Below are 23,587 nucleotides of genomic sequence, written 5' to 3'. Positions count from 1 at the left end.
GCTCAGCGGCGTTTCCGGCAGGCGATCTGCAGCAGATCGCGGACCTGCTGCACCCGCCGGGCCAGCACAGGATCGCTGCTGAGCTTCTTCTCCACCTGCTCCACCGCATACATCACCGTGGAGTGATCCTTCCCCCCGAAGGCCTCACCGATGCGCGGTAGGGAAAGACTGGTGTTCTGGCGCATCAGATACATCCCCACCTGGCGGGACTGGCTCACGGCCCGCTTACGGCTGGGGCTGAGCATCTCATCGATGCCCACCTCGAACACCTCGGCCACCTTCTCCAGCACCTGCTGGGGGGTCACTGCCACCTCGTTGCCGACCGGGTCGAGCATCGGCGCCACCGATTCCACGGTCATCGGCAGGCCCGTGATCGAGGCGAAGGCCACCGCCCGGGTGAGGGCGCCCTCCAGTTCACGGATGTTGGAGGTGAAACGGCCGGCGATGTACTGGATCAGTTCCCGGGGCAGAGCCATCTGCTCCGCTTCAGCCTTCTTGTGCAGGATCGCCATGCGGGTCTCCAGGTCAGGAACCTGGATGTCGGCGATCAGGCCCATGGAGAAGCGGGAGATGAGCCGCTCCTGCAGCCTGGAAATCTGGCTGGGGGGGCGGTCACTGGCGATCACGATCTGGCGTCCGGCCTCGTGAAGGGCGTTGAAGGTGTGGAAGAACTCCTCCTGGGTGTACTCCTTGCCCTCGATGAACTGGATGTCATCCACCAGGATCAGATCGGCCGCTCGGTAACGGTCGCGGAAGGCCTGCATGCCGTCCTTGCGGATCGCCTGGATCAGATCGTTGGTGAAGGTCTCGGTGGAGACGTAGAAGACCCGGGCTTCCGGATCGATCTCAAGCCGGTAGTGGCCGATGGCCTGCATCAGGTGGGTCTTCCCCAGTCCCACGCCCCCGCAGATGAACAGGGGGTTGAACTCCCGGCCGGGGGCCTCGGCCACCGCCAGGGAGGCGGCATGGGCCATGCGGCTGTTGGCCCCCACCACGAAGCGGTTGAACACATAGCGGGCGTTGAGGCCGGCGCCTGGGCGGAACAGGCTCGCCGCGGCCCGGGCGCCGCCACCGCTGGTCCCTCCTGCACCCGAGCGCCCCGCGCCCGACGCCGGGGCGGGGGTGAGGCGCTCGGGCGCACCGGTGGCGGCAGAGGATCCACCCCCGGTGGCGGCGACGGTCTCGAGGGCGGCCGGCAGCGGTTCGGCATCAGGGGCCACCTCCACCTCCACCCGCACCTGACGGCCGGCATGTTCGCTGGCCACCGCGGCGATCATCACCAGATAGTTCTTGCGCAGCCAGCCGCAGGCGAAGCTGTTGGGCGCCTCCAGGAGCAGGAGATCCCCCCCGAAGCTGCGGCACCGGGCGGGCCGGATCCAGGTTTCGTAGGTGGGCTTGCTGAGCCTGGCCTGCAGATCCTGGCTCACTCGGTGCCACAGCTGATCACCCTGCTGCACCGGGAGCCCACCACGCGATCGCTGAATATAGGCATGCCGGGCCCGCCCGTCCGTCTTTAATGAAGCCCCCAGCGACGCCCATCAGGTTCCGATGGTTCAGCCCCGTTTCCTGTCCCGCCTCACCCTGACAGCGGCCGCGGCAGGCCTGCTGACGTCCTGCGCCGCCACCCGCCTCTCCCTGCCGGGGCTGCCCCAGCCGGAGCAGCCCCGCATCAGCGACGCGGTACCGGTGCCGACCCTGCAGCCCAGCAGCTCGGTGATCGTGGATGCGGTCGAGAAGGCCGGTCCGGCCGTGGTCCGGATCGACACGGTCAAGCGGACCGTGAACCCCCTGGGGGGGATCTTCGGCCGGGGGCCCGCCATCCAGCAGCAGCAGGGCCAGGGATCGGGCTTCATCACCCGCTCCGACGGGGTGCTGCTCACCAACGCCCATGTGGTCGAGGGCGCCAGCGAAGTGAGCGTGACCCTGCCCGATGGCCGCAGCTTCATTGGCAAGGTGCTGGGGACCGACCGCCTCACTGACGTGGCGGTGGTGAAGGTGGTGGCCTCCAAGCTGCCGGTCGCCACCCTGGGGGATTCCAACAAGGTGCGGCCGGGGGAATGGGCGATCGCCATCGGCAACCCCCTCGGCCTCGACAACACCGTGACCGCCGGGATCATCAGTGCCATCCAGCGCACCAACGCCGTGGGCGAGGGCCAGCGGGTGCCCTACATCCAGACCGACGCGGCCGTGAACCCCGGCAACAGCGGCGGGCCACTGATCAACGACCGCGGCCAGGTGATCGGCATCAACACCGCCATCCGCCAGGCGCCGGGGGCGGGCCTGAGCTTCGCGATCCCGATCAACACGGCCCGTCTGATCGCCTCCCAGATCCTCGAGCGGGGCTACGCCAGCCATCCCTACATCGGCGTGCGCCTCCAGGCCCTCACCCCCCAGCTGGCCAAGGAGATCAACGCCACCACCAGCGAATGCCGGCTGCCGGAGGTGAACGGTGTGGTGGTGGTCGAGGTGATGACGAACAGCCCCGCGGCCCGCGGAGGCCTCAAGCCCTGCGACCTGATCGAGAAAGTGGGCGACAAGGCGGTGAAGAATGCCTCGGAGGTCCAGCTGGCGGTGGACCGGGGCCAGGTGGGCCAGCCGCTCACCATCACGGTGCGGCGGGATGGCGCAACCCAGAACCTCACCGTTCGCCCCGCCGAACTGCCGCGGGAGGGTTGACGGGGCCCAGGGCCGCAGGCATGGGGCCGCCCCAGCTGGTGATGATGGCCCGCTGGCCCGCGCCGGGGCGCTGCAAGAGCCGTCTGGTTCCCGGCGTGGGCCGCGCCCGGGCCGCAGCCATCCAGGCCCGCCTCACCCAACACGGGGTGGCGGCGGCCGCCGAGGCACGCCGATCCCTCGCCATGGCGGGCGACGACCCCGGCCGGGGCCTGACTGTCGTGCTGGCGACCAGTGGCCTGGGGCCAAGGGCGGCGGCCCGCTGGGGCGCCGGGCTGGGCGTTGACCGGGTCGTGGCCCAGGGCCCCGGCAGCCTGGGACTGCGCATGCAGCGTCAGGTGCTGCGCGGCTGCCGGGAGGGGGCGGCGGCGGTGGTGGTGATCGGCAGTGATCTGCCGGAGCTCACGGCCGGTGATCTGGTCGCGGCCTTCGGCGCCCTCGAGCAGGCTTCCCTGGTGCTGGGGCCCGCCAGCGACGGGGGATACTGGCTGATCGGTCGCCGCCAGGCCACCCCCCAGATCTTCTCCGGCATCGACTGGGGCAGTGCCCGGGTGCTGGAGCAGACCCTGGTCCAGGCGCGGCGGGCCGGCCTGAGCATGGCCCTGCTGGCCGAACGCAACGATCTCGACCGGCCCTGTGATCTGACCCCGTGGCGATGACTCCGCCCCTGAGCGTGGTGATCGCCGCCCGCGACGAGGCCGGATGCCTGCCCTCCCTGCTGGCGGATCTGGCCACGGCCCCCGCCCTGGTGAGGCAGGTGCTGGTGGTGGATGGCGGCAGCAGTGACGGCACCCCCCACCTGGCGGCCCTGGCCGGCGCCGAAGTGATTCACATGGGCGGCGGACGGGGCCGCCAGCTGGCCATCGGCGTGGCCCGCAGTACGGCGCCCTGGCTGCTGCTGCTCCATGGCGACGTGCGCCTGCCGCCGGGGTGGGCGTCCGCCGTGACCGCCGCCATCAGGGCCGGCGAGGAGAGCGCCTGGGCCTTCCGGCTCCGCATCGACGCCGGCGATCCGGCCCTGCGCCTGGTGGAACTGGCGGTGGCGCTGCGCAGCCGCTGGCGCCAGCTTCCCTACGGCGACCAGGGGCTGCTGCTGGCCCGAGCACTCCATGACGGCACCGGAGGCATCGCCCCGTTGCCGCTGATGGAAGACCTGGAATTCATGCAGCGGCTGCGGCTTCGGGCCAGGGTCCGCAGCCTGGCGCCGGCCCTGCGGGTGAACGGCCGGCGCTGGCAGCGGCTGGGGGTGTGGCAGACGGTGCTGGCCAATGCCCGGCTGCGCCGGGACTGGCGCCGCGGCACTCCGGCGGAGGAGCTGGCTGCCCGCTACTACCCGCCAGCCGTTCAGGGGGCATACCAGAAGGCGCAGCGCCGCTGGGAGGGCTCCAGCTCCCAGCCCTGAGCGGCGTAGAACCCCACCACGTCGGGGTCGGCGAACAGGCTCACCCGGTCGACCCCCATGGAACGCAGCTGTTCCAGCACATAGTCCATCAGCTCCTTGCCCAGGCCCGCCCCCTGGTAGCGGGGGTGCACCGCCACGTCCCAGACGGTGGCCTCCACCACGCCGTCCCCGGTGCAGCGGGCGAACCCCACCAGCCGGGGCAGGCGGGCATCGTGGCGCCACATCCCCACCTGCAGCAGGCTGTGCTGGAGCGCCTTGCGCACCCGGCGCAGGGGGCGCCGGCTCCAGCCGACCGCATCGCACAGGGCCTCCAGCTCGATCAGATCGATGGGCCTGGTCTGGCTCAGCACCAGTTCCAGCTGGGGATTGGGGGTGGTGCAGAGGCGATGGCCCGGGCCGTACAGATCGGCCATCAGCGGGAGGGTCTCGGGCACGGACGGGACTACGCGTTCTGAAGATCCTGACGGATGTGGGCCCGGCTGCGGCAGGGTGGGTTCCTGATCTCCATCGATCGCCCTGAGCGTCCCCTCCGCCAGTTCCGATCGGCCCCAGGACATCCGGGATCCAGGGGCGATGCCTCCCCCCCTGCTGGTGGGGATCCACGGCTGGCTGCTGGCGGGCCGGCTGTGGCAACCGTTGCAGCGGGAACTGGCCCCCCGCTGGTCCCTCTGGTGCCCCGACCTGCCCGGCTTCGGCGGCAGCGACCGGCCCCGGGGGCTTCAGTGCAGTCTGGCCAGCTACGGCCGCTGGCTGGCGGAGGCCACGCTGCTGGAGGCCGATGGCCGACCGGTGGTGCTGCTGGGCCATTCCCTGGGGGGCAGCGTGGCCCTGCATGCGGCGCCCCTGCTGGGGAAGCAGCTGCGCGGCCTGGTGCAGATCGCCGTTGGGGGAGGCATCTTCCAGCCGCGCCCCTTTGCCCAGGTGCGCCGTGGCGGATCCGCTTTCCTGCGCTGGCGACCCGGCTGGGTGGCGCAGCTGCCTGGCACCGATGCGATCCGCAGCCCCCTGCTGGCCGAGAGCCGAGCCGCCCGCGGACTGCTGGCCTGCAGCACCAATCGGGGCGCCGTTCGCCAGCTGCCCAGGCTCACCGCCGCGCTGGCGGTGCCGAGCCTGTGGATCGCCGGCAGCCGCGACCAGGTGATGCAGCCCCGCTACGTTCGCCATCTGGCGGGCTACGGCTTCGCCCACCAGCTCGCGATCCTCGATGGGCTGGGACATCTGCCGATGCTCCAGGAGCCTCGGAAACTGGCGGTTCTGATCGATAGCTGGCTCGAGGACGAACTGGCCTTGACGGCCATGAGCAGCGGTCTTCAGAGCGTGGCCAGCCCCTTTTCCTGCAGTTCGGCCAGCTGCGCGTAGAGGCCTCCCACGGCGCGCAGTTCGCGGTGGTTGCCCTCCTCGATCAGGCGGCCGCGGCGCAGCACCAGGATGCGGTCGGCCGCCTCGATCGTGGCGAGGCGGTGGGCGATGACGATGGCGGTGCGCCCGCTCAGCAGGGTGTCCAGATCCCGCTGCAGGGTGGCCTCGGTGGAGGGATCCATGAAGGCCGTGGCTTCGTCCATCACCAGCACGGAGGGGTCGCGGATCGCCACCCGTGCCACGGCCAGCAGCTGGCGCTCCCCGGAGGAGAGGTTGCCGCCCCGCTCCCTCAGCTCGGTTGCCAGGCCATCACCCAGTCGACCCAGGAGAGGGGCGAGTCCCAGGTCGTCGCAGAGGCGCTCCAGGTCAGCGTCGCTGATGCTGGCATCGAGACGCAGGTTGTCAGCCACGTTGCCGCTGAACAGGAACGTGTCCTGCAGCACCACCCCCAGCCGCTGGCGCAGGGTGGCGATCGGCAGCTCGCGGATGTCCACCCCATCGAGGCGGATGGTGCCCTGCTGGGGTTCGTAGAGGCGGCACAGCAGCCGGATCACCGTGGTCTTGCCGGAACCGGTGGGACCCACGATCGCCACGTGCTCCCCGGGGGCGATGCGAAAGGAGAGATCGGTGAGGATCGGATCGTCGGGGCGATAGGCGAAGGAGACATTCTCGAACTCCACGTCTCCCGGGCTGAAGCGTTGCCCACCCGAACGGAGGGCGGCGGCACTGCGCTGACTGGTGGGCAGATCGGCGATCTCGATCGGCTGCTCCAGCAGCTCGCCGATGCGCTCCACCGCCGTCAGCCCCCCCTGGATCTGGGTGAAGCGTTCCGCCAGCTGGCGCAGGGGATCGAACACCCGCTGGGAGAAGAGGATGAACGTGGTGAGGGTGCCCAGGCCCATGGCCCCACCGGTGACCATGGCGCCGCCGAGGGCCAGCACCATGGCCACGGCGGCCAGGGCCACCCACTCGATGAAGGCCGAGATCGAACTGTCGTAGAAGATCGTGCCGGTGACCGCCTTGCGGTAGGCGTCGGTCGTGCGGGAGAAGCGCTCGCTGTTGACGGCCTCACGGCGGAACATCTGCACCACCTCGAGGCCCTGGAGGTTCTCCTGCAGATCAGCGTTGAGCTGCCCCAGCTCCTCCCTCACCCGGTAGTTGGCCTTGCGATAACGACTCTGGAGCCAGATCACCCCCAGGGTCACCGGCACCTGGCTGGCCAGCAGCAGCAGCCCCAGCCGCCACTCGATGGAGAGCATGGTGACGCCGATCACCAGCAGGGTGACCAGATCGGCCAGCACCCCCACGGCCCCGCTGCCGAACACCTCGGCAAGGGCGTCCACATCGCTGGTGAGGCGCGTGAGCAGCTTGCCCACCGGGGTGCGGTCGTGGAAGCGCAGCGACAGGGCCATCGCGTGGCGGAAGAGGTCGTCGCGGATGCGGGCGGTGAGGCGCTGGCCCACCACCTGGACGTTGTAGGTCTGGGTGCCCTGCAGGGAGAGGCGCAGCAGCACCGCTCCCAGCAGCAGCAGCACCAGCAGCCGCATGGCCACCGGCACCGACAGGGGCGTGAGCCAGGCGAGCACCGGCTCGCCCCGCAGCTTGGAGATGGCCTGGCCCACCAGCAGGGGCTGCACCGAGGCCGCCAGGGCCAGGGGAATCAGCAGCAGCAGGGTGAGCAGCAGGCGCTTGCGATCCCGGCCCAGGTAGGGCAGCAGGCGGCGCAGCCGCTGGCGGTCGAGACGGCTGCTCATCGCGCCACGGCGGCCACGGCACCGATCCGCTCGATCAGGGACTGGAGAGCCCCGTCATCAAGCCGCAGGGCCAGGGGGTGGCCGATCAGCCGGGCGGTGCTGCTGAAGAGGTCTTCGATCGCCACCAGGCCGTTGTCCCGCAGGGTGCGGCCGGTGGCCACCAGGTCGACGATCGCCTCGGACATGCCCGTGATCGGGCCCAGCTCCACCGAACCGGTGAGGTGGATCAACTCCACCGGCAGGTCGAGCTGCTCGAAGAAGCTTTCGGCACAGCGGGTGAACTTGCTGGCCACCCGGCAGTGGGCCGGCAGATCCGCAGCCCGGCGATAGCCGCTGCTGGCCTTGACGGCCACCGCCATGCGGCAGCCGCCGAAACCGAGGTCCACCAGCTGGGCCACCGGCAGCTGGTGCTCGCGCAGCACGTCGTACCCCACCACGCCGAGCTGGGCCTGGCCATAGGACACGTACACCGGCACATCGGCATTGCGCACGAGCAGGGCCCGGGCGGTGCCGCAGCGGCTCGGCACCATCAGCAGGCGGTTGTCCTCCTCCAGCAGGGCGGAGAAATCGAGCCCGGCAGCGAGGAAACGGCGCACCGAATCCTTCAGCAGGGCGCCCTTGGCCAGGGCGACGGTGATCGGGGACCGCTGGCCGGCGGTGATCATGGAGACAAGCAGGAACCTGGACTGTAACGATGCCGGATGACGCCACGGACGCCCCGCGCGCCCCGCTGCAGGTGGAGCTGCTGCCGGTGCTGCACGACAACTACCTCTTTGTGCTTCACGACGGCATCCGGGCAGCGGTGGTGGATCCGGCGGTGGCCGCCCCGGTGATCACCTGGCTGCGGCAGCGAGGCCTGGAGCTGGTGGCGGTGTTGCAGACCCATCACCACAGCGACCACATCGGCGGCACCCCTGCTCTGCTGCGGGAATGGCCCGGGGCGGAGGTGGTGGCCTCCCGGGCCGACCGGGACCGCATTCCGTTCCAGACCCGGGGGGTGGCCGACGGCGACCGCTTCAGCCTGCTGGGCCAGCCGGTGGAGGTGCTCGAGGTGCCGGGCCACACCCGGACCCATGTGGCCTACCACCTGCCCGATCAGGGGGAGCTGTTCTGCGGCGACACCCTATTTGGCGGCGGCTGCGGCCGCCTGTTTGAGGGAACTCCGGCCCAGATGCGGGCCTCCCTGGGGCGCCTGGCGGCCCTGCCCGCCAGCACCCGCGTCTGGTGCGCCCACGAGTACACCGAAGCCAACCTGCGCTGGGCGACGGCTGAGCGGCCCCAGGACGGGGCCATCGCCGCACGCCTGCGGCAGGTGCTGGAAACCCGCGCCCTGGGCCGGCCCACCATTCCCAGCAGCATCGGCGAGGAGCGGCGCAGCAATCTTTTCGTCCGGGCCACGGACGCCGCCGAACTCGCCGCCCTGCGCCAAAGCAAGAACGCCTGGCAGGGCTAGGACGTCAGCTCTGGGAGAGGGGACTCATGGGTTGCCCTGAAGCCTGGTGGAGGGTTTCGGCCGCCATCGCCACCATGGGAAGTCCGCCGGGAAAGAGCAGGGCCGCTGCTTCCGGCTGGAACCGCAGCCAGCCCCGGCGGCCATGGGGATGGTCGTCCTCCAGGGGCGCCCTGAGCCTGAGCCTCTGATCACCGAGCTGAATCTGATACAGCCATTCCCTGCCCAGGAACTCGCGGCCGCTGATCCAGGCGGGACCCTCCTCGTCGGGAAGGAACGCCAGGGCCTGGGGGCTGGCCATCACCGCCAGAGCGTCATCCACGGGCACGCCGGCCACCGGGGAGGGCGCAGCGCCGCCGGCTGCGGGCTCCAGGTCACCGAGGTCCGTCTGCAGTCGCTGTCCCCGCCAGCGGGCGGGCAGGAGATTGGCCTGCAGCACGAACCGGGCCACGAAGGCGGTGGCGGGGTGATCCACCAGCTGGCGGGGGGGAGCGCACTGGTGCAGAACCCCATCGTTGAGCACCGCCACCCGGTCGCAGATCGCCAGGGCCTCCTCCGGATCGTGGGTCACCATCAGCCCACTGGCACCACAGCGGGCCAGCACGGCCGGCAGCTCACTGCGCAGCCGCAGCCTGACCTCCACATCCAGATTGGAAAACGGCTCATCGAGCAGCACCACCGAGGGTGCCGGCGCCAGGGCCCGGGCCAGGGCGAGACGCTGGCGCTGACCACCCGAGAGTTCATGGGGATAGCGTCGCTCCAGCCCCGTCAGGCCCAGCAGCTCCAGCAGCCAGGCCACCCGCTGGGTGTCCTGGCCGCGGCGCAGGCCGAAACAGGCGTTGCGCCAGGCATCCAGGTGGGGGAAGAGGGCGTCGTCCTGGAACACCATGCCGACGCCGCGGCGCTCGGCGGGCAGATGACGATCCACGCCGGCCACCATCCGACCGTCGATCATGAGCGTGCCCCCTCCGGGGCGCTCGAAGCCGGCGATCAACCGCAGCAGGGTGGTCTTGCCGCAGCCGGAGGGACCCAGCAGACCGACAAGCTCGCCGGAGGCGAGTTCGAGATCGATGCCCCGCAGGGTCCAGGCCGAGGGTTCACGGCCGGGATAGCGGTACCAGAGGTCGTGAAGCCGGACGTGATCACGCCGTGGGCCTGCGGTGACGTCCCCCGGGGGGGTGGCGGCAGCGGTGGAGGTGATGGAAGAAGCCATAGGATCCCAGTCCCGCATTGTCTCCCTTCATGAGTTCCAGTGCCGAAGGAGGTGACCAAAGGCACAGCCCCGTGTTGCAAGCGGTCAACACCGCGGACGCTCCGGCCCCTGTGGGTCCCTATAACCAGGCCGTGCTGGCGGGTGGGGTCCTCTACTGCTCCGGCCAGATCGCCCTCGATCCGGTGAGCGGGGCGATGGTGGGCGGGGGCGACGTGGAGGCGGAAGCCCGCCAGGTGCTGAGCAATCTGAAGGCCGTGCTGGCCGCCGCCGGCTGCACCCCTGCCCAGGTGGTTCGCACCACGGTGTTTCTGGTCGATCTGGCCGATTTCGCCCGGGTCAACGCCCTCTACGCCGAGCTGTTCGACGCGGGGGTGGCTCCGGCCCGGGCCTGCGTGCAGGTGGTGGCCCTGCCGAAGGGCGCCCGGGTGGAGATTGACGCCATCGCCATCACTGGCTGAAGGAAGCACCAGCCCGGCGGCCCGGTGGCTGCGAAGGACGGACTGAGGCAACCTGTATCCATGGAAACCCCCTTCGGCAGCTGGTTTCATGAGGTCCTGGTGATGACGCCAGCCCGCTTCGAGGAAGCTGTGGATGCGGTGCTGGCGGTGCAGCAGTTCAAGACGGTGGTGCTCCACCTCAGTGCCATGGCGCCGGAAGAGGCCCAGCGGACCATCGATTTCGTCTCCGGAGGGGTCTTCGCCATGGACGGTCAGTCCGAGCGGCTCGGCGACACCGTGTTCCTGTTCGCTCCGGCACTGGTGACGATCCGCCGCGACGGGGACGAGGGGGACTGAGGCGGCAGTCGCGGCGGCCCACCCTTGTGGGGCCGGTTGCGGGGCAGTAACACGGGCCATGGAACCCGTCCCGACCCTGAAGCGACCCGTCGCCGTGGCCCTGCTGGCCCTGGGCTGGAGCCTGGGGGCAGGCGGGTCCGTCGCCATGGCCGCCCCAGCTATCTCGCCACCGCCACCGCTCCCCTCCGGAGGCCGGATGGTGCTGGTGCGGACCGACCGGCAACTGCCGATCACCGGAGATCCGATCTGGGAGCTGCAGCTGAGCCTCCCGGGAGAACCGCCCCGGGCCTACGAGGCCCTGGTGGGACGGGTGCTACGCCAGGGAGCGGACAGGGACCGGCTCGGCAGCCAGGCTCCCCTGCCGCGGGGCCGTTACGCCGTCACCGAGATCACCCCCATCGAACCGACGGACGCGGCGGAACTCGGCCGCTTTCTCTGGATCGGCCTGGAACCGGGATTCCCGACCGCCCGCAAGGGTCTGGGCATCCACCACGATCCCAGTGCCGGGAGGGGGCGGAGCAGCGGCACCGATGGCTGCATCGGCCTGATCCACGGCAATGACCTGCTGGTGCTGGGGGATCTGCTGCGACGCAGCGGCACCCGGGAGCTGCTGGTGAGGGACTGACGGTGGGATGGAGAGAGGTGGGATCAGGAGCGGGCGGCCAGGGCATCCCGAAGGCGTTGCTCCAGATCCATCCTCTGGGCAGGATCCCCCACCAGCATCAGCGCCCCGGAACCCGGCCACCAGTTGAGCCGCAGGTTGGATTCACCGTCCTCAATCACCAGCATCTCGAAAGCCCCCTCATGCACCCAGTGGCCCGAGCAACCCAGGCCCTGCACCAGCGCCTGGAGGTCGGCCAGGGTTCCGTTGAACTGCACGGGGTTACAGACGGCTGGGCGCAGTTTAGGGACGTCGGCTCGATCGTTCCGGCCACCGCCGATACCCTTGAGGAGCTCCTCCGACGCAGCGGCAGGCCGTCGCCATCGTGACGTCCGTGGGCTGGCGCGAAGCACTGGGACGGCTGCCCCGCAACGTCTGGCTGGTGGGCCTGATCAGCCTGGTGAACGACAGCGCCAGCGAACTGATCTATCCCCTGCTGCCCCTGGTGCTCACCACGGTGCTGGCGGCGGGGCCCCGGGCCCTTGGCCTGATCGAGGGGCTGGCCGAAGCCAGCGCCAGCCTGCTGAAGCTGTTCTCCGGGGTGATCCTGGACCGCACCGGCCGGGCGAAGCCCTGGATCCTGGGCGGCTACGGCCTGGCTGCCCTGGCCCGTCCCCTGCTGGCCCTGGTGACCAGCTGGCCGGGCCTGCTGCTGCTGCGCCTGCTGGACCGGGCCGGCAAGGGGCTGCGCACCTCCCCGCGGGACGCCCTGCTGGCCGCCTCGGTGGCACCGACCCAGCGGGGGCTCGCCTTCGGTCTGCACCGGGCCATGGACAACGCCGGGGCCGTGATCGGCCCCCTCGCGGCCGCCGGCCTGCTGGCAGCCCACCTGCCGCTGCAGAGGATCCTGCTCTGGTCGGCCCTGCCGGGGGGCCTGTGCCTGGCCCTGGCCCTGGCCCTGCGGGAGCCGGTGCCGCCATCGGGCCCGCAACTCACCGCAGCGGCCATCGCACCGGCCCGCCCCGAAGCGTGGCCGGGGCCTCTGCCGCCGCAGTTGCGGCGCTACCTGGTGGTGGTGGCCCTGTTCAGCGCCGGCAATGCCTCCAACCTGTTCCTGCTGCTTCGGGCCCGGGAACTGGGGGTGCCAGAGGCCGGAATTCCTCTGCTGTGGGCCGCCGTATCAGCGGTGGCGATGGTGGCCTCCACGCCCCTGTCGGCCTGGTCCGACCGGGTGGGGCGGCGGCGGGTGCTGGGGTGCGGCTACCTGGCCTATGGCCTCTTCTATCTGCTGATGGCCGGGCTTGGCAGCGGCGGCCCCTGGCTGTTCGCCCTGTTCGGCTTCTACGGCCTGTTCATGGCCGCCACCGAAGGGGTGGAGAAGGCCCTGGTGGCCGATCTGGCACCGGCGGCCCTGCGGGGCACGGCCTTCGGCTGGTTCAACATGACCACGGCGCTGATGCTGCTGCCCGCCTCCCTGCTGTTCGGCTGGCTCTATCAGGGGGCAGGCCCGGCCACGGCCTTCGCCCTGGCCGGCGGCTGCTCCCTCGGGGCCGCCGCCCTGCTGGCCCTCTGGATGGGACCGGCAGGGGCCGGCCCCGCCAACCGCGCCTGAGGCCCGGAGACGGACGGATCCACGATGGATCTCTCCAGCGCACCCCGCTGCTGTGGGCCCATCCCGCATCAGCGGCGGCAAGGGGTGAAGAAATTCTCCGGCGCCTGCCTGCGCCGGGCCACGCCCACAGCGTGAAGAGACGGTTCGGGATCGTTCCCATGCCAGGCAGCGGGTGTTCGTACGCAGCAAGCAACTGGGGCCGCCCGATCTCGACGGCCTTTTCGGCTCCAGGACCGACCAGGCGGTGAGGGCGTTCCAGCACTCCTCCGGCCTGGTCGTGGATGGCATCGTCGGACCGCTCACCTGGGTCCGGCTTCGGCTAGGCCGGCGTTATCGACGGGGCCGACGGGCTCCTCGCCAGCGGGGCCGTGAAGCAGGTCCAGCAGCAGGCCTCCCTGGTGCCGAATCCGGATCCGCTGTTCCCCACCTGGCCCCGCCAGACGGGGGAATTCCTGCGCCGGGGGGATCAGGGGGCGGATGTGGCCCGGCTGCAGGCGGGTCTGAACCGCCAGGGATTCGCCGCCGGCGCGGTGGATGGTGATTTCGGCTCCATCACCCGAGCTGCCGTGATCCGTCTCCAGTCGGTGGCCGGGCCGAGCAGCAACCGCGAAGGGGTGCTGGGCCCACTGACCTGGGGATCGGCCATCGCCGACTGAAACAGCCCTTCCGCCGGCAGGACCTGGTGCGGTTCAGCGCCACCCGATTCAACCCAGGGCGAACAGCTCCCGCTGCAGGTTGTGGCGACCGGAAGCGTTGCACAGCTCTGCCGACAGCTCACGCCAGCGGTGCCAGTGGTCGCTGCGTTGCCGCCCGATCTCCGCCTCCAGAGCGGGGAATCCCCCATGGGGCCGGGAGCGGGGGCGGTCGAGCAGGAGGGACTGGATCACCTGGAGGTCATGCAGCTCACCCAGATCGTCCTGGGCCTGCCTGAGCTGGGCGATCCAGGCCAGAACGGAGGGCGCCAGGAACGGTTCCAGATTTTCCAGGGCGTAGCGAACCCCCTTGATGCGTTTGCGCAGATCGTGCAGATCCTCCGAGGAGGGATCCTCGGCCCCCCAGCCCGTATGGAAGAACAGGCCGGCCACGATGGGCAGCTTCCATTCCAGAAGCCAGTCCTGGAGCTGCCCCTGCCCCAGGGGGGAGTAAGTGGGCTTGCGTTGCCACTTGTGCAGCCGGGCCAGCAGCTTGAGATAACCGGCACCGGTGAGGGCCTGCACCAGCCCCTCGAACGCCTGATGGCGGTCCCGGGCCAGGCGCTTGAGAGCGGGGCGCAACCCATCCCGCTCGCGGTCGGGCAGCAGGGGGAGCAGGCGGGTCGCCAGTCGCTCCCCCATCACATCAAGATCCCTGGTGAGGCCGGTGCGGCGGGCGATTCTGGCGATGCGGGCATCGCTGATCGTCTCCGGCAGCACCAGGGCCGGAGCGAACTGGCTCAGTGCCGTCCTCAGTCGCCGCAGACTGACACGCAGCTGATGCAGCCCTTCCGGGTCGTCGTCAGCAAGCACCTTCGGTTGCAGGGTCCCGAGCCGGCGGGTCTGCCGCTGGATCAGTTTGAGCGCGAAACTGCCGCTGGTGAGAGACGCCGGCTGCTCAGCAGGATCACCCGGGCCGGACTCTCCCTGGGGAGGTGAAAGCTCCTGGCCGGACAACGCGATGGTTGTGGGCATGGCGCCACGGCCCCCATCCACTTCTGCATGCAATCTATGGCTGCGGAGGGCCATGAGGCCACGGACCTAGGTTGTGTCAAAGGGGCCGGGACCGTGCAGGACGCCATTTCAGGTTCCGGCCCCGACGCCGCACCCCGGGCGCTGGCCAAGACGCCCACCGGCATCCGGGGCTTTGAAGCCATCAGCGGGGGGGGGCTGCCGCGGGGACGTCCCACCCTGGTCACCGGAGCCTCCGGCAGCGGCAAGACCATGTTCGCCATGGAGTTCCTGGTGCGCGGGGCACGCCAGTTCGACGAGCCCGGCGTCCTGCTGACCTTCGAGGAATCGGCCGAGGACATTGCCGCCAACGTGCGCTCCCTGGGCTTCGATGTCGATGCCCTGGTGGAAGCCAAACGCCTGGCGATCTGCCCCATGCCGATCGACCCGGCGCAGATCATCACCACCGGAGCCTTCGATCTCGAGGCCCTGTTCGTGCGGCTGGAGCACGCCGTGGACAGGGTGGGGGCCCGACGGGTGGCCCTCGACACCATCGAGGTGCTGCTCAGCTGCCTGGGCAACGAAGCGATCGTGCGCGGGGAGCTCGCCCGCCTCTTCCACCGCCTGAAGCAGCGGGGCCTGACCACGGTGGTGACGGGGGAGCGGGGCCGCGGCGGAGCGCTCACCCGCTTCGGCATCGAGGAGTACGTCTCCGACTGCGTGCTGGTGCTCGACCAGCGGGTCGACAACGAGATCTCCACCCGGCGGCTGCGGATCGTGAAGTACCGGGGCTCAGTGCACGGCACCAACGAGTTCCCCTTCCTGATCACCGACCGGGGCCTGACGGTGCTGCCGATCACGGCCGTGGCCCTCAGCTACCCGGCCTCGAGCGAGCGGATCTCCAGCGGCATCGAACGGCTCGACCAGATGCTGGGCGGAGGGCTGTACCGCGGCTCCACCGTGCTGATCAGCGGCAGTGCCGGCACGGGCAAGACCACCCTGGTGGCCCACCTGCTGGATGCGGCCTGCCGCAGGGGCGAGAAGTCCCTGTTTCTGTCCTATGAGGAATCGCCCGACCAGCTGATCCGCAACATGGCGTCGGTGGGCGTCGACCTGCAGCGCTGGGTCGAGGCCGGCCTGCTGGTGATCTGGGCCGAACGCTCCACCGCCCACGGCCTGGAGGAGCATCTGGGCCGCCTCGACCGGATGCTGGAGGACTTCCAGCCCCGGGTCGCAGCCCTCGATGCGATGGGCAGCCTGATCCAGATCGGCTCCCAGCGGGAGGTGACCGCCGCCCTGGCCCGGCAGATCGATCTGATGAAGGGCCGCGGCATCACCGCCGTGCTCACCTCCCTCACCCACGGGGAGGAGCAGGAGGACAGCTCCCTGACGGTGTCCTCCCTCACGGATACGTGGCTGTTGCTGCGCAACGTGGAAAGCGACGGGGAGCGCAACCGGCTCCTGTTCGTGATCAAGAGCCGGGGCATGGCCCACTCCAACCAGGTGCGGGAGTTCGTGCTCTCTGACCATGGTGCCGAGCTGCTCGACGTGGCCGTCGGCCCCCAGGGGGTGCTCACCGGTTCAGCCCGTCTGCAGCAACAGAAGCGGCTCGCTTCCGCGGCGGCCCAGCTGGAGGCGGAGATCGGGCGCCGTCGCGTTGCCCTGGCCCGCCAGACGGCCGCCACCGAAGCCCGGATCGAGGCGCTGCAGGGCCAGCTGCAGGCCGAGAGGGCCGCCTTCGAAGCCTTCGTCGCCGACGAGGAGCGCCACCGGATCGAGGAGGCCGCCTTCCGCTCGAGCCGCGAACGCCAGTCGGGCGCTGGCGGCTGATCCTGCTCAGGCCTGGTCTTCGGCGTCGGGTGGCCGGGGAGGCAGCGGCTGCCAGCCGGGCAGCCAGGCGGCCCGGTCGAACAGTTCGTCCAGGGGAATCAGCAACCGGAAGCCCCTCGCCAGCACGGCCTCCAGCTCAGCGCTGCGCTCCTTTCGCTTTCCGCGGATCCCGACAAGGGCGAAGTGGCGGTAGCCGCCGTTGCGGTCAGCCTGAGCGGGTTGGGCGGTCCAGGCGGCGGGCAGCTTCATGGCCAAGGGGCCGGGGCGGGCTCAGTCAGGGGAATCGGAACCTTCCTCGATCACCGGGTTGCGCAGCACACCGATGGCATCGATCTCCACCTCGACCGTATCGCCGCGGCGCAGCCAGCGGGGCGGATCGGCGGCCATGCCCACGCCGCTGGGGGTGCCGGTGAGAATCACGGTGCCTGCCTGCAGGGTGGTGCTGGCGCTGAGGAATTCGATGATCGCCGCCACCGGGAAGATCATGTCGGCGGTGCCGGCCTCCTGCACCGTCACGCCGTTGAGACGGGTGCGCAGGCTGAGTGTCTGGGGGTCGGGGATCTCGTCGGCGCTCACCAGGCAGGGGCCGAGAGGGCAGAAGCTGTCGAAACTCTTGCCCCGGCACCACTGACCGCCGCCGAGGCGCTGCTGCTTCTGCCAGTCGCGGGCGCTGACATCGTTGGCGCAGCTGTAGCCGAGCACCACCTCCAGGGCCTCGGCACGGGAGACATTGCGGCAGGTGCGACCGATCACCACCGCCAGCTCGCCTTCGTAATCCACCTGGTGGCTGGCCAGGGTGGTGGGCAGCAGGATCGGGGCGTCGGGGTGCTGCACCGCCCCCGGCACCTTCATGAACAGCACCGGATGCTCGGGAATCGGCGCACCGGTCTCGGCGGCATGGCGCCTGTAGTTGAGGCCAATGCAGAGAATCGCCCGGGGGTCCAGCGGGGCCAGGATCCCGGCGACGTCAGCCGTCTGCCCGCTGGGCACCGGATCGCCGAACAGGTCGCCCTCAAGCCGCTCCAGACGGCCAGCGGGGTGGACGCAGGCGTGATGGATGGCGCCGAGGGAATCCCGGTAGCGCACGATCTTCATGGGGGGCTGCGGGAAGGCCGGCGCTGCCACTTTCGCCCGGACCTTCACCGACAGGGGAAAGCATCGCCGATGACCGCCACTGAGAGGTGACGACTGCCGGCCGGTGCTTCAGGACGAACCCTGATCCCCCGACGAATGGAAGTCGAGCTCAAGGAGTCAACAGGCCCGGCCATGCAGACCGAGGCCGGCGCAGGAAGATGGGGAGGAGGCTTTGCTCCCCCCCTGCTGTTCCCCCAGTTGGGCGGCCCGACGGGCCTGGGGACTGGCCATTGGATCGGGAGCCTCGACAGGCTGTCGATCCTGGTGGGAGCAGTGTGGCTGGGCCCGCGAAGCCAGGGAGTGCGCTTTCCCGTCCAGGGATCGCGCACAAAGACCAAAAGGGCGGGCCGAGCAAAGCCCCAGAAGCAAGCCCCTCATGGCTTGGCGCTTCTTGTGAGTGGGAGCGCCCGGAAAGGCCGGAAAGACCTGAGCCGATCCATACCGAAACGGTGAATCCACCTCAGAGGAATTGATCATCCAGAAGATATTCCTATTTATATTCTCACCACGCCGGTGTCTACCTGGTTGTTGAGACACAGTATTTTGACGCTGCCGTCAGAAATCCCAAGAGAAGGCCTGGACATGGTCAGTCAAGGGGAGACAAGTTTGTTGAGGTCGTCATGTTTTGAATGATGTTTTGGACAGTTTTCGATCTGAAGCTGCTCTGGTTTTCCCTTCGTTTCGTCGCTTACCAGTCCAGGGCTCTTCCCTTGCTGCACCTGCAGTTGTTTCTGCATTTCAATCTGGATTGTATCGATGAACTGTTGACATACATCGTTCATAGAATCATCACAGTTCTCAGCAGACTGGCCATGAGCGGCCTCAGGCGTTGCCATCCATGACAAACAAACCAATATCAACCTCCATAGAAGAGGCTGGACAATTCTAACCATGGGTCCAAGTTATCTCATTGCCCTTAACGTACAACCGATGAAACGGAATCCGGACCACGGCGGGGAAGACAAAGGCCCACGAAACAAGAAGCTATTGTTCCCCTGTGAGTCTGACTTCATTACTCAAGGGAAGAATCATCAGGGTCGCTCCACTAGTCTGTGCTGAAACGAGAGCCAGTGAACACCGGAATGCTCCCTGAGTCGTCAGTCATGACAAGCAAACACGGTAGCTGGAGATGGAGATGGTTGCCACATCGTGGGGCTTGAGTCGATCACTGGTGGTTGGAAGCGGTCAAAATGCATAGGCATCAACGTTCTTGGCAGAGGGGGCTTCGGAGATCCACGACGACTGAGGCCACTGCTGTAGACCTACCGGCAACAAATAAGCAAGGAAGCACCCTGAGGCGCTCCATGTAAGATCAGAGAGAGTTTCTCCAAGACACATGCCTATCCGTCCGCCAGCTCTGGTTGCCGCGTTCCTGCTGCCTGCTGGTCGGCCTATAGCGTATGCCGTATTAATTTCCTTCGCGGCCTTGATCAATGTGCAGGCACCAGCCCAAGCCGTTGACGCAAGATTATTCAATGTGGCAGAGGCAAATGTTCCCAACGATGCTGAGTCTTATCTTCAGCGAGGCCTTGCAAAGGATAAATCAGGCGACAAGCGGGAAGCGATTGCTGACTACAATAAAGCGCTAGCAATCAATCCACGCTTGACTGATGCCTACGTCCACCGAGGCACTGCGAAGGCTGATTTAGGTGACAAGCAAGGAGCAATATCTGACTTTAACAAAGCGCTGGCAATCAATCCGCGCTCTTCCAATGCATACATTAATCGAGGGGCGGTAAAAGCTGAATTAGGCGATATGCGAGGTGCACTTTCTGACTCCGCCAAAGCGCTTGAGATCAATCCACGCTCGGCTATTGCCTACAACAACAGAGCCCGTTCAAAGTCTGGTTTAGGTGACAAACAAGGAGCGATAGTTGATTACACTAAAGCGCTTGCAATCAATCCACGCTATTGGAGAGCTTACCAAAATCGAGCCATTGCCAAGGAAGGTTTAGGTGACAATCAAGGAGCAATTGCTGACTACACCAAAGCGCTGGCGATCAATCCGAGCTCGTCTCCTTCTTATGTCAACCGGGGCGTCGTAAGATTTAAGTTAGCTGACAAGCAAGGAGCAATTGCTGACTTTACCAAAGCGCTTGGAGTCAACCCACGCGATTGGATGGCTTACTACAATCGTGGCATTGCCAAGAATAGTCTAGGAGATAGGCAGGGAGCGATTGTTGATTACACTAAGGCGCTAGGGATTAATCCAAATGACGCGGCTATCTGGAGTAAACGTGGTTTGGTGAGAGCAGAATCTGGCGATCGGAAGGGTGCCTGTGAGGATACGAGGAAGTCAGCGTCCCTTGGCTCAGAGTCTTCACGAAGAAGAATCCCTAAAGTTTGTCAACAACTTACTCCCTAGCCTCGATTGCTCCTGCGTAGGTTCAGTTTATTCCATGTCAACTTTGTGGCGATGTGGGCTGCTCCAGAATTAGATATTTGAGTTGATGTCTTAACCCGAGCGACGAAGGTACTCCGGCCTCAGACGATCGATGCTAAACCGTATTCGGGCGTTTGGCACTGATCCGGGTAAGATCAGCCAAACGAACGGAAGACGGCACATCGTCCTTTTGCCAGGTCCCTGACTTAATCAGGTCAGTCCTATATGCCGTATATTCACCATATTTCTTACAGGTAAGAATCAACTCGGAAGCTGCCCTGCACCAGCCAGCGTGGCAGCGAGTGTAAGGGCCTGCCACCGAGGACACGTTCTCTTGCATCTTCAACGCTCAAGCCTGTTGCCGCAAGCCTGGCCACAGTGGTGTTCAGGATGTCAACTGTGGACACCTGAACCCAGGGAATGGGGAGGACAACACTCTTTCGGCTTCCATCGTTGAAGCGGGCGAACAGCCTGGCTTTGCCTCGCATCGGCGAGACTGACCAAGCACGACCAACGCTGCTGAGCAGACCGCTCCTCATCCCCGCACCCACATCGGGACGGACACGGGGGAAGCGGGGGTTGCCCATGGCTGGCGCCTGAGCACCTCCCGGCATGAGAGCTGTGTGAGAGCAGAAAGGCGCCATCATGGTGCAGATGGAAGCTGGCTGGACCAAGCCAGCATCCTCGCCAACACCATTCCAAGACGCCTCACAGGTCCTGGCTGGCTGTCACCGCAATGCTCGTCAGCCTCCAGTGGCCTAAGGTGTGCCCGACGGGGCGTGGCGCAGCTTGGTAGCGCGGGTGCTTTGGGAGCACTAGGTCGCAGGTTCGAATCCTGTCGCCCCGATTGGGTTTTCAGGGATTGGCTTCCACTCCCGGTTGGACAGAGGTTGGACAGAAGCCTTGTCAGGCTGGAGCAACGCCCACTCCCTGATGGGCTACGCAGCATCCCCATCTGAACCAAGCAGTTGAGAAGTGGAAGAAGCTTCAGAAAGAGGGGTGGTGTCGCGTCGAACCGCAATGGTTGGTCAGATGACCCCATCGGTGCTACTGCGGTCCAGGACATCCAGCAGCTCTGCCATCACCAGCCGGACATCCGGTCCCTTGTCAGGGGTCGAACCCGTCCCCAATGGGGACCCGTTCAGCCTTCCTGCAGCTGGGCTGGGATGCAGGCCTCTGGCTCTTCTCCAGGACGGTGTCTGGCTTCCCCGGCAGCACCATGCCCGCTCCGTTGGCCATGCGTAGCGTTTTGGCAATGCCGCCTGGTGGGCCATGGCCGTGGTGAACCGCTGCGCGGTGGGGCTCTACCCCAGCGAGAAACTACTTGACTGGGCCAAGCAACTGGATCTGGATGTCGATGCGGCCGACGCAAGTGAGCCCTGCCTGTATCTGATCCCCGACTACGACACGCAAAAGGAGGCCGAAGAAATCCTCGACGAGGTCTACGAGGCGATTTTCGAGGCCGAGCTCGACTACTGGCATCGCGACACCGGTACCTGGCCGGCGGAGCGCACCTACCCGATGTTCCGCAAATGGTTCGGGGTGCGCTCCTACCCCCTGATCCAGGACCTGGTGGGCGAGGATCTCACCGCCACCGAGGTGGATGAGGAGTTCATCGGTGAGCTGCGCATAGCGCTGGAGGGATTGCACTCATCCCCCCCTTGAGACTTCTCTGATTTCGTCATCCCGCCACGATGACGGACTCCCGCGAGAGGCTGGGGTTGTCTGGCGTCACCCCTGAGGCTCTATGGATCCAGTGGCCGAGATCAAGGAGGCCGTTGCCTCTTATGCAGCCAGAAGCGTGGAGCAGCGCAGCCACTGGTATTCGCCTTCAGCAGAGGCCTATGCAGCCACCCGGCCCCACTACCCGCAGCAACTGGTGGAGGCGGTGGTGGCTCAGGCCGGACTGACGGCTGCCTCCACGTTGTTGGAGGTGGGCTGTGGGCCGGGTACGGCCACGGTGGCCTTCGCGGAGCTGGGGTGCAGGATCTTGGCCATCGAGCCCAACCCGGAGTTCTGCCGGCTGGCTCAGAAGGCCTGTGAAGCGTTCGAGAAGGTTGAGCTGCTGACCACCTCCTTGGAGGAGTGGGACATTCAGCCGGGGTGCTTCGATGCGGTGGTGGCGGCCAGCTCCTTTCATTGGATCCCGCCGGAGATCGGCTACCCGAAGTCGGCGCGAGCCCTCAAGCCGAACGACTGGTTGATTCTGCTCTGGAATAAGGAGTTGCAGCCGCCGATCGAGACCCATGAGGCCTTGCGGACGATCCTTCGTCGCCATGCCCCTCGGCTGGATCGTCCCTATGAAGATGCCGGAACGGTGGCGGGGATTCTTGAAATCCTGGGGCAGCCGCTTAAGGACTCCCCGCTGTTTCAGGCTGTCCATCGGGGTCAGGTTTTGGTGGAGGGAAGCCTCTTGATCGATGACTACCTCACCCTGCAGACCACCTACTCGCCCTTTCTGGCCCTCGATCCGGATGTGCAGGCAGCCCTGACATCTGACTTAAGGCGAGCCCTGCAGCAGATCCACGGAGACACTGTGCCGCTGACTTACACCTCGGCGTATCAGATGGCCCAAAGGGTTTGAGCACGAGCATCTGACGAGCGCCGATGACGTCCCCCCCCCTTGCCGATATCCCTCCGCCTTGGCCGGACCCTTGGCCTCGCAACTGGGTTGGCGGCAGTCCTCCTCCTGGGCTGCTCGCTTCTGGGGCCTGGCCAGTCGGCGGATGGGCGCGCCAACGTGCTCGCCATCGGCGATGGCGATACGATCCGCGTGCTTCAAGGTCAGCAACGGATGACGGTGCGGCTGGCCTGCATCGATGCCCCTGAGATGGCCCAGGCTCCCGATGGCGCCAACGCCCGCCGCTATCTGCAGAGCCGGTTGCGGCTGGGCTCAAGCGTGACCCTCAGGCCCCAGACGTTGGATCACTACGGCCGCACGGCTGCCGGAGGCGATCGAGGCCGGGATCGATGACCTGGGCGGCCTCGATAGCGAGGATGTGATCAATCCCGCCTACCCCCAGCCCAGGCCCGACGCTCTGGCGTCGCTCCTGGCGGGAGCTGGCTGGGAGCTCCGCCCCCGCCTGTGCGTTCACCCGGCCTGGATCCCCTGGCTGCCCAGCCCGCTGCGCCATCGCGCCGAGGCCATGGCTCAGGGCCTGGCTGCCGGTGGTTAGGGGCCGCCCACACGCCATGGGCATCGCGTGGCAGCGTGGCTCGGCGCGCCTTGCCATCGGCGACGTGTTCTTCACGGGAGCGGAACATGATCGGTTCTCCGACACCCCCGTGGTCGCCACGGTGACGGGACTGACCTGGGGATACGCCGGAAGACTCCTCCCCCGGCCACCCATCGCATCCTGGCGGAACACCGCTCGGCAGCGTTCTCCTGGGGGTGCTCCGAGGCAGAGAGGAACAACTCCCAATCTGCCCATGTTCCATTATGTGAAAACGATGCACACGCGACGGCGCCTGGGCCGGAACAAGATGATGATTAAAGAGTTATCTGCTGTTGTGACTCCAACCTCAAGATTGGCCAACCTCTAGATTGACCAGAGAACTGGGCTCGTCAGGTGAGAGAAGAGGACGAAGAATCAAAGAAGAATCAAAGAAGAATCAAAGAATAGTCGAGCAGTTCAGCCCACAAGCATTGAGTTGACGTTTTATGTCCTGAGATATGCCAGCCCTGATTGCCAACACGTCAATCAGTCCATCAGCTTTTCGTCCATTCGTGATCACCCCG

At 67.3% G+C, this 23,587-nt stretch carries 27 protein-coding genes, 1 tRNA gene and 1 pseudogene; 19 read left to right on the top strand and 10 right to left on the bottom strand.

The window, feature by feature from the left end:
* Positions 1-2: 2 nt before the first annotated feature.
* Positions 3-1,457: a chromosomal replication initiator protein DnaA gene (gene dnaA / locus KUG41_RS12395; RefSeq protein ID WP_216904502.1), complete on the bottom strand. Its 1,455-nt coding sequence runs from the start codon at positions 1,455-1,457 to the stop codon at positions 3-5.
* A 91-nt stretch (positions 1,458-1,548) separates the two neighbouring features.
* Here dnaA and KUG41_RS12390 point away from each other — a divergent pair, with 91 nt between their 5' ends.
* From KUG41_RS12390 to KUG41_RS12380, 3 genes are read left to right on the top strand one after another with little or no spacing between them, the layout of a single operon-like run.
* Positions 1,549-2,676 carry a trypsin-like peptidase domain-containing protein gene (locus KUG41_RS12390; protein WP_216904500.1) on the top strand — a complete coding sequence of 376 codons (1,128 nt, stop codon included), beginning with the start codon at positions 1,549-1,551 and terminating at the stop codon, positions 2,674-2,676.
* Between the two features lie 20 nt (positions 2,677-2,696).
* Complete coding sequence (locus KUG41_RS12385; protein WP_254217230.1) at positions 2,697-3,332, top strand: TIGR04282 family arsenosugar biosynthesis glycosyltransferase; 636 nt, start codon at positions 2,697-2,699, stop codon at positions 3,330-3,332.
* Positions 3,329-4,075 (top strand): TIGR04283 family arsenosugar biosynthesis glycosyltransferase, encoded by a 747-nt coding sequence (locus tag KUG41_RS12380; RefSeq protein ID WP_216904498.1) that lies wholly within the window; start codon positions 3,329-3,331, stop codon positions 4,073-4,075. The genes KUG41_RS12385 and KUG41_RS12380 overlap by 4 nt, the downstream gene beginning before the upstream one ends.
* Here the strand turns inward: KUG41_RS12380 and KUG41_RS12375 are convergent.
* Positions 4,018-4,488, bottom strand: coding sequence for a GNAT family N-acetyltransferase (locus KUG41_RS12375; RefSeq protein WP_216904632.1), 471 nt, complete (start codon positions 4,486-4,488; stop codon positions 4,018-4,020). The genes KUG41_RS12380 and KUG41_RS12375 overlap by 58 nt on opposite strands.
* A 160-nt stretch (positions 4,489-4,648) precedes the next feature.
* Here KUG41_RS12375 and KUG41_RS12370 point away from each other — a divergent pair, with 160 nt between their 5' ends.
* Positions 4,649-5,434, top strand: a complete 786-nt coding sequence (locus KUG41_RS12370) for an alpha/beta fold hydrolase (protein WP_216904497.1) — start codon at positions 4,649-4,651, stop codon at positions 5,432-5,434.
* On the opposite strand, the gene KUG41_RS12365 is transcribed toward KUG41_RS12370, so the two are convergent.
* Together KUG41_RS12365 and hisG are read right to left on the bottom strand one after the other, a co-directional pair.
* On the bottom strand, positions 5,386-7,188 hold the full coding sequence (locus KUG41_RS12365; RefSeq protein ID WP_216904496.1) for an ABC transporter ATP-binding protein: 1,803 nt from the start codon (positions 7,186-7,188) through the stop codon (positions 5,386-5,388). The two genes, KUG41_RS12370 and KUG41_RS12365, sit on opposite strands and share 49 nt — an antisense overlap.
* Positions 7,185-7,853: an ATP phosphoribosyltransferase gene (hisG, locus tag KUG41_RS12360; RefSeq protein WP_216904494.1), complete on the bottom strand. Its 669-nt coding sequence runs from the start codon at positions 7,851-7,853 to the stop codon at positions 7,185-7,187. Before hisG ends, KUG41_RS12365 begins: the two co-directional genes overlap by 4 nt.
* A gap of 29 nt (positions 7,854-7,882) precedes the next feature.
* Between hisG and gloB the strand changes: the two genes are divergently transcribed.
* The gene (gene gloB, locus KUG41_RS12355) at positions 7,883-8,641 is read left to right on the top strand and encodes a hydroxyacylglutathione hydrolase (protein WP_216904493.1); all 759 of its coding nucleotides are present in this window, start codon (positions 7,883-7,885) and stop codon (positions 8,639-8,641) included.
* Between the two features lie 4 nt (positions 8,642-8,645).
* Here the strand turns inward: gloB and KUG41_RS12350 are convergent, their stop codons facing one another.
* A complete protein-coding gene (locus tag KUG41_RS12350; RefSeq protein ID WP_254217229.1) occupies positions 8,646-9,851 on the bottom strand; it encodes an ABC transporter ATP-binding protein in 1,206 nt (401 codons plus the stop codon).
* A gap of 29 nt (positions 9,852-9,880) precedes the next feature.
* Between KUG41_RS12350 and KUG41_RS12345 the strand changes: the two genes are divergently transcribed.
* Genes KUG41_RS12345 through KUG41_RS12335 form a run of 3 tightly spaced genes read left to right on the top strand, consistent with a single transcriptional unit; the run spans position 9,881 to position 11,270 of the window.
* Positions 9,881-10,309 (top strand): Rid family detoxifying hydrolase, encoded by a 429-nt coding sequence (locus KUG41_RS12345; RefSeq protein ID WP_216904489.1) that lies wholly within the window; start codon positions 9,881-9,883, stop codon positions 10,307-10,309.
* Positions 10,310-10,369: 60 nt separating this feature from the next.
* A complete protein-coding gene (locus KUG41_RS12340) occupies positions 10,370-10,645 on the top strand; it encodes a cell division protein SepF (RefSeq protein ID WP_216904487.1) in 276 nt (91 codons plus the stop codon).
* A 58-nt stretch (positions 10,646-10,703) separates the two neighbouring features.
* Positions 10,704-11,270 carry a L,D-transpeptidase gene (locus KUG41_RS12335; protein ID WP_254217228.1) on the top strand — a complete coding sequence of 189 codons (567 nt, stop codon included), beginning with the start codon at positions 10,704-10,706 and terminating at the stop codon, positions 11,268-11,270.
* A 23-nt stretch (positions 11,271-11,293) separates the two neighbouring features.
* On the opposite strand, the gene KUG41_RS12330 is transcribed toward KUG41_RS12335, so the two are convergent.
* Positions 11,294-11,524: a hypothetical protein gene (locus KUG41_RS12330; RefSeq protein ID WP_216904486.1), complete on the bottom strand. Its 231-nt coding sequence runs from the start codon at positions 11,522-11,524 to the stop codon at positions 11,294-11,296.
* Positions 11,525-11,631: 107 nt separating this feature from the next.
* On the opposite strand from KUG41_RS12330, the gene KUG41_RS12325 reads away from it, so the two are divergent.
* The 3 genes and pseudogenes from KUG41_RS12325 to KUG41_RS12315 all read left to right on the top strand — a co-directional run bounded on the left by KUG41_RS12325 (position 11,632) and on the right by KUG41_RS12315 (position 13,514).
* Positions 11,632-12,858, top strand: coding sequence for an MFS transporter (locus KUG41_RS12325; RefSeq protein WP_371734135.1), 1,227 nt, complete (start codon positions 11,632-11,634; stop codon positions 12,856-12,858).
* A gap of 172 nt (positions 12,859-13,030) precedes the next feature.
* Positions 13,031-13,162 (top strand): annotated as a pseudogene (locus KUG41_RS16170) (peptidoglycan-binding protein); the annotation flags it as partial.
* A gap of 64 nt (positions 13,163-13,226) precedes the next feature.
* Positions 13,227-13,514, top strand: a complete 288-nt coding sequence (locus tag KUG41_RS12315) for a peptidoglycan-binding protein (RefSeq protein WP_371734134.1) — start codon at positions 13,227-13,229, stop codon at positions 13,512-13,514.
* A 48-nt stretch (positions 13,515-13,562) separates the two neighbouring features.
* Here the strand turns inward: KUG41_RS12315 and KUG41_RS12310 are convergent, their stop codons facing one another.
* Complete coding sequence (locus KUG41_RS12310) at positions 13,563-14,525, bottom strand: CHAD domain-containing protein (protein WP_216904481.1); 963 nt, start codon at positions 14,523-14,525, stop codon at positions 13,563-13,565.
* Positions 14,526-14,618: 93 nt separating this feature from the next.
* Here KUG41_RS12310 and kaiC point away from each other — a divergent pair, with 93 nt between their 5' ends.
* Positions 14,619-16,331, top strand: a complete 1,713-nt coding sequence (kaiC, locus tag KUG41_RS12305) for a circadian clock protein KaiC (protein WP_216904480.1) — start codon at positions 14,619-14,621, stop codon at positions 16,329-16,331.
* Positions 16,332-16,337: 6 nt separating this feature from the next.
* On the opposite strand, the gene KUG41_RS12300 is transcribed toward kaiC, so the two are convergent.
* The 3 genes from KUG41_RS12300 to KUG41_RS12290 form a co-directional block, all read right to left on the bottom strand.
* The gene (locus KUG41_RS12300) at positions 16,338-16,580 is read right to left on the bottom strand and encodes a TIGR02450 family Trp-rich protein (RefSeq protein WP_216904479.1); all 243 of its coding nucleotides are present in this window, start codon (positions 16,578-16,580) and stop codon (positions 16,338-16,340) included.
* A 21-nt stretch (positions 16,581-16,601) separates the two neighbouring features.
* Positions 16,602-17,426 carry a fumarylacetoacetate hydrolase family protein gene (locus tag KUG41_RS12295; RefSeq protein ID WP_216904477.1) on the bottom strand — a complete coding sequence of 275 codons (825 nt, stop codon included), beginning with the start codon at positions 17,424-17,426 and terminating at the stop codon, positions 16,602-16,604.
* Between the two features lie 629 nt (positions 17,427-18,055).
* Positions 18,056-18,301, bottom strand: a complete 246-nt coding sequence (locus KUG41_RS12290; protein ID WP_216904475.1) for a hypothetical protein — start codon at positions 18,299-18,301, stop codon at positions 18,056-18,058.
* Positions 18,302-18,801: 500 nt separating this feature from the next.
* On the opposite strand from KUG41_RS12290, the gene KUG41_RS12285 reads away from it, so the two are divergent.
* The 7 genes from KUG41_RS12285 to KUG41_RS12255 all read left to right on the top strand — a co-directional run bounded on the left by KUG41_RS12285 (position 18,802) and on the right by KUG41_RS12255 (position 23,024).
* Complete coding sequence (locus tag KUG41_RS12285) at positions 18,802-19,830, top strand: tetratricopeptide repeat protein (protein ID WP_216904473.1); 1,029 nt, start codon at positions 18,802-18,804, stop codon at positions 19,828-19,830.
* A 791-nt stretch (positions 19,831-20,621) separates the two neighbouring features.
* Positions 20,622-20,695 (top strand) — tRNA-Pro (locus tag KUG41_RS12280).
* A gap of 108 nt (positions 20,696-20,803) precedes the next feature.
* Positions 20,804-20,884, top strand: a complete 81-nt coding sequence (locus KUG41_RS16165; protein WP_216904629.1) for a DUF1651 domain-containing protein — start codon at positions 20,804-20,806, stop codon at positions 20,882-20,884.
* A 236-nt stretch (positions 20,885-21,120) separates the two neighbouring features.
* A complete protein-coding gene (locus KUG41_RS12270) occupies positions 21,121-21,513 on the top strand; it encodes a hypothetical protein (protein ID WP_216904471.1) in 393 nt (130 codons plus the stop codon).
* 91 nt (positions 21,514-21,604) lie between these two features.
* A complete protein-coding gene (locus tag KUG41_RS12265) occupies positions 21,605-22,432 on the top strand; it encodes a class I SAM-dependent methyltransferase (RefSeq protein ID WP_216904469.1) in 828 nt (275 codons plus the stop codon).
* Positions 22,433-22,642: 210 nt separating this feature from the next.
* On the top strand, positions 22,643-22,822 hold the full coding sequence (locus KUG41_RS12260) for a thermonuclease family protein (protein ID WP_216904468.1): 180 nt from the start codon (positions 22,643-22,645) through the stop codon (positions 22,820-22,822).
* Between the two features lie 25 nt (positions 22,823-22,847).
* On the top strand, positions 22,848-23,024 hold the full coding sequence (locus KUG41_RS12255) for a hypothetical protein (RefSeq protein ID WP_216904466.1): 177 nt from the start codon (positions 22,848-22,850) through the stop codon (positions 23,022-23,024).
* The last annotated feature ends 563 nt before the right edge of the window (positions 23,025-23,587 follow it).

The sequence above is a fragment of the Synechococcus sp. CCY 9618 genome (assembly GCF_019038415.1).
In the GTDB taxonomy this organism is placed as follows: domain Bacteria; phylum Cyanobacteriota; class Cyanobacteriia; order PCC-6307; family Cyanobiaceae; genus Cyanobium.
This window is presented reverse-complemented; position numbering and strand designations above follow the sequence as displayed.